Source organism: Methanoculleus sp. UBA413 (genome assembly GCF_002502935.1).
Taxonomy (GTDB): domain Archaea; phylum Halobacteriota; class Methanomicrobia; order Methanomicrobiales; family Methanoculleaceae; genus Methanoculleus; species Methanoculleus bourgensis.
In genome coordinates this window covers 5,265-13,979 of record NZ_DAQR01000002.1, presented here as the reverse complement: position 1 = coordinate 13,979, position 8,715 = coordinate 5,265, and the positions used below count along the sequence as shown (strand labels likewise).

At 59.0% G+C, this 8,715-nt stretch carries 6 protein-coding genes; 2 read left to right on the top strand and 4 right to left on the bottom strand.

The annotated features are described in order from the left end of the window. Positions 1-568 precede the first annotated feature (568 nt). The gene (locus BP858_RS00340; RefSeq protein WP_074175693.1) at positions 569-2,026 is read right to left on the bottom strand and encodes a right-handed parallel beta-helix repeat-containing protein; all 1,458 of its coding nucleotides are present in this window, start codon (positions 2,024-2,026) and stop codon (positions 569-571) included. A 325-nt stretch (positions 2,027-2,351) separates the two neighbouring features. Continuing rightward, complete coding sequence (locus BP858_RS00335) at positions 2,352-2,552, bottom strand: hypothetical protein (protein WP_145916373.1); 201 nt, start codon at positions 2,550-2,552, stop codon at positions 2,352-2,354. Positions 2,553-2,571: 19 nt separating this feature from the next. On the opposite strand from BP858_RS00335, the gene BP858_RS00330 reads away from it, so the two are divergent. Continuing rightward, positions 2,572-3,747: a glycosyltransferase family 4 protein gene (locus tag BP858_RS00330; protein ID WP_062264556.1), complete on the top strand. Its 1,176-nt coding sequence runs from the start codon at positions 2,572-2,574 to the stop codon at positions 3,745-3,747. A 327-nt stretch (positions 3,748-4,074) separates the two neighbouring features. Continuing rightward, positions 4,075-6,261, top strand: a complete 2,187-nt coding sequence (locus tag BP858_RS00325; protein WP_250317145.1) for a DUF2206 domain-containing protein — start codon at positions 4,075-4,077, stop codon at positions 6,259-6,261. Positions 6,262-6,620: 359 nt separating this feature from the next. On the opposite strand, the gene BP858_RS00320 is transcribed toward BP858_RS00325, so the two are convergent. After that, positions 6,621-7,871, bottom strand: a complete 1,251-nt coding sequence (locus BP858_RS00320; RefSeq protein ID WP_062264553.1) for a lipopolysaccharide biosynthesis protein — start codon at positions 7,869-7,871, stop codon at positions 6,621-6,623. Positions 7,872-8,157: 286 nt separating this feature from the next. Beyond that, a partial coding sequence (locus tag BP858_RS00315; RefSeq protein WP_286878528.1) for a CARDB domain-containing protein occupies positions 8,158-8,715 on the bottom strand: 558 nt, incomplete at its 5' end.

Genomic DNA, 8,715 nt, shown 5'->3' with positions numbered 1-8,715 from the left:
AACCCCCATGTCGGTTCTGGTGATCGTCCCCACCCACCTCAGCGTGGGTGGTGAACGCGGAGTATCCCCCGGCTCACCCGGGCAGTGGACCGGGGAGGGGGCTCGCCCCCTCCCCGCACAAGCCGGACCCGGGCACGATGGAACAGAACAGGGGAGCCTCCCGGTCACTAAACCGGGGATCTCTTCACGGAAAGTTTAGGTAAAATGCTCCACTACTGGAGCATTTTACCTTATCTTGCGGGTTCTGGTGCAGATCGCCACCTCACGCGAAGAACGCGAAGGGTTCAGGTTGGGAGGAGCTACACGAACTTCGCGAACTTCCGCGCGAGAGGCGGTATTGCATGGACAATATTAGATGAAATGCCCCGTCAGGCTTTGAGTTGCAACCGGCGGTAACCATCGGTGGAGGTTGAAAGATCATTCATCAGAGAACAGGGACCCGCTCACCGGAAACGCAGGTCGCAAGCCCTGAACAGAGGAAGAACGCTCCCGGAGCGAAATCTCCCTGCAAAAACCAAAAAAGATTGGAACCAGACCCCTTCCCGGGGGTCATGGGTATGCTGGCTGGTTACTGGCCGGCAGGCACAACCTTCATGCCTGCAGTCTGGACATTCTGGCCGCCTTCGACCAGGAACGCACGGGCAGAGTCTGAGGTGATCTCCCCGGTGTACTGGACGTTCTGGTTGTTCTTTGCAAAGACCAGCGTATCAACCCGGTCGCCGGAGGCGGTGATATCGACTGATGAGTCACCGAACTGGCCGTTCGTTCCGCCAAGGCTTGCACCCTTGCCGTCGATCCCGGCCGGATTCTCCAGGTGGAAGTTCTGGATCTGGACGTTGCTTGCAAGATCGACCTGGAGGCCGTAGCCGTGTGAGTCGATGCTCGTGCAGTTCTCCATGACGAGCGAGGGGTTGGTCGAGCGGCACGGGATGCTGTAGTAGGAGGCCGGCTTTCTGTAGGTATAGTCGGTCTTCCCGGCGCCGACGTCTTTGTCAACGCAGTTGTAGAGTTTACCGCCGTTGGTGGCGTAGAACCCATACAGCGAGTTGCCCTCTGAAGTGCAGTTCGTGAACGTCACGTCCGCGTTCGGGGCGTAGTAGCCGCACCCGAAGTAGTGGGTCGACATATCGCTCTGCTGGTAGGGCCTCGTCGGGTAGGGCTTCTGCCCGTTGTTCCGGCTCACGCAGTTCTCGAGGACGCAGTCCACCTTTTTCGGGTCAAACTCGAAGTGGAACCCGGACTCCAGGTTGCCCTCAGCGAGGCAGTCCTTCACCCGGAGCCCCTCGATGTCATTGAGCTCCGCAAAGTCAAACCCGGTGATCCAGGGGTTGAACGCCCCGTACTTGCCGCAGTTGATCGCAGCACAGTTCTCGTAGCGGACGTCCTTGATCACCTTGTTCGAAGACCCCCAGGCGTTGTGGAGGAACCCGTACGTCCCGGTGTCCACGGCCTTACAGTTGATGAACTCAACGTCTTCGAGCGTCGGTGCATACACCGCAGGGTCGTGGATCAGGAGGTAGACCGCCTGGATGCTCGCATCCGCGGTTCCCGTGATGTTGTGGATCTTCGCGTGGCTCGCACGAACGGTCATCACACCGAGCCACTTGACGCCGCTGCTGTAACCTGACCCCTTGATGTGGAACCCGTCCAGCGTGACGTACTCCTGGTCGACGTTGATACGTCCATCGTGGGTGAACGATAGAATCGTCGCATCCGGGCCCTGCCCTGAGAGCGTCGTGCCCGCCGGCGGCGCGATGACCCCGGCACAGTTGAAGGTACCGTCGGTCAGGATGACCTTACCACCCTCCGGCAGCGCGGCGAGTGCTGCCTGGATCTCGGCCTGGTCATCGACCCCATCACAGACATAGTCTGCCTGGGTCTTCGACAGTTCGGTGCTATCGCTTGCAGCCACGGTGAGCGTGGCCGGGTTTTTAGACTCGGCTGCACTTACCGGAGTGAATGCCGGTATAAGGCAGAACACCAGAAGTACTGCAGCCAGTCTTAGTATATTTCGCCTGTCTGTCATGCCATTCAGCCTCTCTGTGAGGTAGAACTATCGTCTTTCGATTGTTACATATATATCTTTTCCTAAAAATAAAACCACATTGAATAAATATTTAGGGATATAAATCTACAGAGTCTGGTTTATTCCGAAACAGGTGCATTATAACCAGGATCAGTTTTGGCAAAAGCATATTATACAATTAATAAAATTAAAATCAAAAATTATTAATACTCGCGCCTTTCGACACCAATCGGCCGGATCAGCCATCCTGATGACGATTTCTCGCAGAGCGGATGGAAAGTCGGCTTCGTGCGCCGGCAGGATCCCAGGGCTCCGGCCGGCACTGTCAGGCAACGAACCGGCAAAACGCCGGCGTCGCCCTGATGACCGGTATCCCGGGGCACAAGGACCGGACACTGCAGGGGAAAGGGAGCGAAACCGCCAGGAGAAGAGAGAACTCCCAGGTGAGCGCAGCCCGCCCCATCACCGCCGGTCCGACGCCTCCCGGCCCAACCACGCCCGGGGACGCAATATCTATATAGAGCATCCCCACAGAGAGTGCCCCCATGCGAGTGGCATGCCTGACCTTCTGGTTCTACGACTACACCATCCAGATGGCAAACGAACTTGCCCGGCACACCGAGGTGCTGCTCCTGCTCCCTGATTACAGGTCTGAGGAGTACCTGGAGAGTATCGATCCGGGGGTGAAGGTCCACATCTTCAACTACTCCCGGCACGCCGGGAGGTTCGGTCCATCGTGCTACCCGATGATCCGGGATATCGTCACCGTGATCGACGATTTTGCGCCCAATATCGTCCACTTCCAGGTGAACAACCCCATGCTCTGCCCGCTCATCGCCATGCTCCGGAGGTATCCGCTGGTAGCGACGTTCCACGATATCGAACCGCACCCCGGCGAAGACCATCTCCTGGATATCGGCTCCCTGCTCTACCGGCTCACTCTATTTATGTCACGGGTCCTGACCGACCGTATCTTCGTCCACGGAAACGCGCTCAAAGAAGTCCTGGTGGAGAGATACCGCGTCCCGGACCGAAAGGTGCACGTCATCCCGATCGGCGAGCATGAGGTGACGCCGTTTACAAAGTTCGAGCAGGAGGGGCTGGAGCCGGACGGCCCCCGGGTGCTCTTCTTCGGCCGCATCCACCGATACAAGGGGCTCGACTGCCTGATCCAGGCAGAACCGCTCATTACCGGGGAGATCCCTGACGCCCGGATCGTCATCGCCGGCACGGGCGAAGACTTTGGGAGGTACGAGAAGATGATGGCAGGCCGGGATGCATTCGAGGTCTACAACTACAGGATACCTTACGAAGAGGGCGCCCGGCTCTTCCAGCAGGCGAGCGTCGTGGCGCTCCCGTATATTGAGGCATCCCAGAGCGGCGTCATACCAACCGCATACGGATTCAAAAGACCGGTGGTGGTCACGGACGTAGGAAGCCTGCCCGAGGTCGTGGATGACGGGAAGACCGGGTATATCGTGCCGCCCCGCGATCCGGCCGCGCTTGCCGGTGCGATCGTGAGCCTTCTTGGGGACCCGGAGGCGTGCCGGCGGATGGGAGAACAGGGCTACGCAAAACTGAAGACCGACATGGCCTGGTCTACGATCGCGAAGTCTCTTCTTGCGGTCTACAGCGAACTGGCACAGGCCCGGGGAAGTGGGAAACCTGCTGCAGGGGAGGCCTTTGCCGGGACAGGCCTCACTACTGATAAGGAACAATGACCAACAACAGCTCCCGACCGGAACTGAGATGCGGGGACGGCCGCTCCCGCAAGAGGCCGGGGGAGAGTAACACTTTAATAGGCAAACCGGGTAGTAACTGCACCGGCGCGGCATGCGGGCCTGTCACATGCCACCAGAGGGGGAGGATGTATTTTCATACGAACTGCCATGAGGCGATGCATCATGCTTCACCAGTGAAGATCAGCGAAATCGGATGCAGGAGACTGATATGCTGGCTCTCTCTGCGGGGCCGCGCCTCATAGAGGTTTTTCGTGCACATCCGGCCGGAGGCACAGGGGTATCATGCACCTGCTCAATCCATTTCAGATGAATGACTGGGATAACAGGAGGTTCTTCTGGGTATTCCAGGCATTCCAGGTCGCCTTCATCGGGGTGGTCTGCCTCGACCTCGTCGGTTACCACATACCGATTGCAAGAGAGGTCCTGGCCTTCCTCTATATCACCTTCCTGCCCGGGATCCTGGTGCTGAAGGCGCTCAGGCTCCACGACCTCGGCGCAATCGAGACGACGCTCTACTCTGCAGGGCTGAGCCTCGTAGTCCTTATGCTCACCGGCCTTGCCACCAACTTCATCTACCCGTTGCTCGGGTATACGCGGCCGTTCTCGTTTGAGGCTCTCTTTCCCACGCTCATCGCTGTTGTGCAGGTCCTGCTCTACCTCGCGCTCACCAGGGACCGGGGGTACGCCGGTTCAGGCACCGTTGCTCCTGCCATTCCCCCCGCCCCCGCGGTGCCGTTCCTGATCCTGCTCCCGTTCCTTGCGATCATCGGGACATACGTGCGCAACGAGTATCACATGGTCACGTATCTCTTCCTGCTCCTCATCCTCATCGCCCTGGTCGGCCTCGCCGTCGGGTTCGACCGGTTCATCCCGGCATCCTGCTACCCGCTGGCGGTCTACTCAATCGCGCTCGCGCTCCTCTACCACACCTCGTTGATATCAGGGTACATCTGGGGTTACGACATCCACCACGAACTCCACCTCGTAAACAGCGTGCTCGGGCCGGGGCTCTGGGATATGACCATCCCGTATAACACAAACGGGATGCTCTCGGTCGTTGCGCTCGTTCCCATCTACTCGCTCATCACGGGCCTGGACCCCGTCTGGGTCTTCAAGATCATCTACCCGCTCCTCTTCGCGCTCGTGCCGCTCGGGCTCTACCGTGCGGTCGAGAAACAGACGAACGCGAGGATCGCGTTCCTCTCGACCTTCTTCTTCGTCGCGTTCTTCACGTTCTACACAGAGATGATATCTCTGGCCCGTCAGCAGATTGCCGAGATCTTTCTGGCGCTGACGATCCTGGTGATGATCGATAAGTCCATGGACCGTGGCAGGCGGGCGTTCCTCCTGGTCACCTTCGGCTTTGCCATAATCGTCTCGCACTATGGCCTCGCATACATCTATCTCTTCTCGCTCATCCCGGCATGGCTGCTGCTCGTCTTCGTGGAGCACCTGCCGGCCGGAATACGAACGAGACTTCAGGGGACGGCAGGCACCCCGAAGAACGACCTGCTCGTCGGGCGGAATACCTTCGCCGGGGCGCGAGTCAGGACGCTCGTCCTCCCCTACATCCTCGTGCTCGCGGTCCTCGCCGTTCTCTGGTACTCGACGGTAGCCGGAGGCACGGCGTTTGCCACCATCACCGGTATTGGGGATAAGATCACAAGCGCCCTCTTTGCAGATGCCTTCAGCCCTACGGCCGCACAGGGCATGCACATCCTCACCAGCCGGTCCGTCACACCCCTGCACAGCCTGGCAAAAGTCGTCCATATCGCCACCCAGGGGCTCATCACCGTCGGGCTGCTGGCAACCCTTCTCAAGCGCGAACGATGGCGGATCGAACCCGAGTATCTCGCCGTCTCACTCGTATTCCTCCTGGTCAATCTGGCAGGCATCGTCGTCCCCTTCTTTGCAAGCTCGCTCAATACGAGCAGGCTCTACCACATCACCCTGATCTTCCTTGCCCCATTCGCGATCATCGGCGGCATAGCACTCTATGAAGCCGCGGTGGAGAGGATACACGCATTAAGAACCGCTCCATGTATGGGAACCGCTTATCAGGCGCTATCGGCGTTCTTCGTCGTATTCCTCCTCTTCAACACCGGCCTTATCTACCAGATAGCAGACGACAGCCCGACTTCGATGGCGCTTGAGACCACCGGGGATAAACCGGTCTTCAACGGGAAAGAGGTGAAAGGAGCAGAATGGCTCCTCTCCGAAGGGAACAGACGTCCCATCTACGTCGACGGAACACGCTGGTGGCTCCTGCTGGGGTTTGACCCTGACCATCAGCGCTACCTCCCGGAGAACGCGTCACTCATGGAGCCGAATTCCTACCTCTACTTCGGCACGTATAACGTCGTACGGGAGAGCGTCAGGATTGAGGTGAAGGAGCACGCGGTCACCGAGGCGGGCTATACCAGCGCCGGGAGGTTCACCGGGGACCAGCATAAGGTCTATGACAACGCCGGTTCCGCCGTCTACTACCGGTGAGGGACAGGAGGACGTAGGGGTCTGCCGGTATCGGAGGTGGCAATACCAGCCCGGGTCAGTCTCGTGGACCATTGCACCTAAAACGGCTATGAGGCCGCGTTCGGCCACAGGCTCAACTGATGAAAAATCCTGAAGGGTGATAACCGCGGGTACGTGGCGTTTGGGAGCACGACAAACCGGGCTCCGTTTCCAATATTGAGGGGATTTTTATGTGAAATTTCACACCCCCTTCGCGCTCTTCGCGGCTTCGCGTGAGACCCCACCACCACCGCTACGATCGTCGCTTCACGCGAAGGCGCAGAGGTTCGCGAAGTTTGTGGGGATATTGGCAATCCGCTCCACGTATCTAAATCATCTGATTAAGATGACGTTATCCACCCTTTCTTCCAGAGGATCACGCCGGTCAGGAGCGTCCCCGCCGCGTACGTGGCAAACCAGGCGTACCCCATGCCGATGAGACCGAACTGGTGCATCAGGGTGTAGCCGAGCCCGAGCAGGGCGACGCTGACAAAGCCGCTTATGATGATAAGGCTCCGGATATCGTTCCTGACCTTTGCAATGGATATGAAGGTCTGGCAGATGGAGACAAATACCGCTGATAGCGCAAGCACCCGGAGCAGGGTTATCCCTTCGACATAATCCTTGCCGATCAGGCTGAGGATCTGCTCCCCGAAGAGCGCGAGTCCGATGATCGCGGGTATGAGCAGGGCGAACATGCTCGCGAGCGTCCTGAGCACGCTCTTCTTCATCTCCCCGCCGTGACTGCCCTCAACGAAGAGAGAGGTCGTGAACGCATACGGGATCATGAAGAGTATTGAGACGATCGCGTAGGTGATGTAGTAGTTGGCGGTACTCTCCGCCCCGAGCACGTTGAGCACCATGATCGGGATGACCATGTTCGGGGCGGACATCAGTATCCCGGCGATGTAGGCACCGGCAGAGAACTGCCAGGCCTCCCGTATGAAGACCCGGTCCACGCCTGCTGCCGGCCGTATGGAGCACCGAGAAAGAAGAGCGAGCGCGAGGATGAGCCCGAGGACGAACGAGAGACCAAACGAACTGAAGATACCCATCGCTCCAAGGAATACCAGGGGAAAGAGGAAGAGGATCCTCGACCCGTAGAGCAGGTTCAGGACGAAGTAGTACTCGGACTTCCGTATGGCGTTGAGCGCACCCTCAAGGACCCAGGTGATAGAGTAGGCGCCGAGGAAGGCGAGGTAGAGCGGGGCGACCGTCCTGACAATCACAAGCTCGGGGGCTATGACATCCACCGCGGCGACAAAGATCACGCCTGCACCGAGCGCCACCGCCGTCGGCACGATGATGGCGGTCCCGAGCACCTTGCTCTTGTCGCGGTGCGGGAAGAACCGGATCACCGACTGGTCCAGGCCGAGCCGGGATATGAGAATAAGGAGCCCCATGGACGACATCAGGGCAGTCGCGATACCCACCTCAGCCTGCGAGTAGAGCCTGGCTGCAATCATCCAGAAGAAGAATCCGAAGCCCGCCGCGACGAAGGATGACGCCATGATGAAGAACGAGTTCCTGATAAGCGGCTCTTGTAAGTGTTGCCTGATCTCGCTGAAGTTTTTGGGTAGTGCTACTGCCATCGGCCGCCATTATCGGATGGCCTCTATATAGATGTATCCACGGCTCCAGGCTGCCGGCAGCCACTCTTCCGGCCCGTGCTGCCCGGCACAACGGTAGTGGGCCGTTAGATCTAACATTTCAAGTGCAACGCCGCCTCTCGCGAAGACCACGTGATTGCTATGCTCTCCTTCGCGCCCTTTTGCAAGAGACCCCGGGCAGAAGGACTTGCGAATAAGGGGACTTCGTCCAGTAGCAACCGGGCAAAATAAGACAGGAGGGGGGATACCCCCACTCCTGGTACAGACGTTACAGAGAGGCTGTCCTGCCGAAGAAGAAGTCGGCAAGCAGGGCAACATCCTTCCATCCCACAGTGCCGTCTCCATTGAAATCAGCAGCCGTGGTGGGTTTGAGTTTTCCCTGTGCCATCTCGGCGGCGATCGTCACGTCGGCCCAGTCAACGCTGCCATCTCCGTTGAGGTCTCCCTTGACGGGAGCCGGCCGGGTTCCGACGACGATCTCCTTCCTCAGAACGTTGTTGTTCTCATCACTTTCCGCAATCCGGTTGACATCATCCACATGCGCCTTCACGGTGTGGGTGCCGCTGGCAGCCTTCCAGGTCGCACCGGCAGAACCGCCGCTCGCGGTCAGGGTGACCGATGCACCCGGGGCAATCGATGCTGTGTGGGTATCGGACCAGACACCGGGACCAGCAGCGCCGTCATCGAACGTGAAGAGGACGCCGTGTTTCACACCCGCAGGCGTGGGGGCGGACCCCTGGTTCTTGATCGTCGCCTTGAGCGTCACCGCACTCCCGGGAGCCGGGCTAGCCGGGTCCCAGAAGATATCGGTCACCACAAGGTCCGG

Bases quoted from the DNA above. Each gene is read 5' to 3' on its own strand.
- BP858_RS00340 (WP_074175693.1), bottom strand. From the start codon at position 2,026: ATGACAGACAGGCGAAATATACTAAGACTGGCTGCAGTACTTCTGGTG.
- BP858_RS00335 (WP_145916373.1), bottom strand. From the start codon at position 2,552: ATGCTCTATATAGATATTGCGTCCCCGGGCGTGGTTGGGCCGGGAGGC.
- BP858_RS00330 (WP_062264556.1), top strand. From the start codon at position 2,572: ATGCGAGTGGCATGCCTGACCTTCTGGTTCTACGACTACACCATCCAG.
- BP858_RS00325 (WP_250317145.1), top strand. From the start codon at position 4,075: ATGAATGACTGGGATAACAGGAGGTTCTTCTGGGTATTCCAGGCATTC.
- BP858_RS00320 (WP_062264553.1), bottom strand. From the start codon at position 7,871: ATGGCAGTAGCACTACCCAAAAACTTCAGCGAGATCAGGCAACACTTA.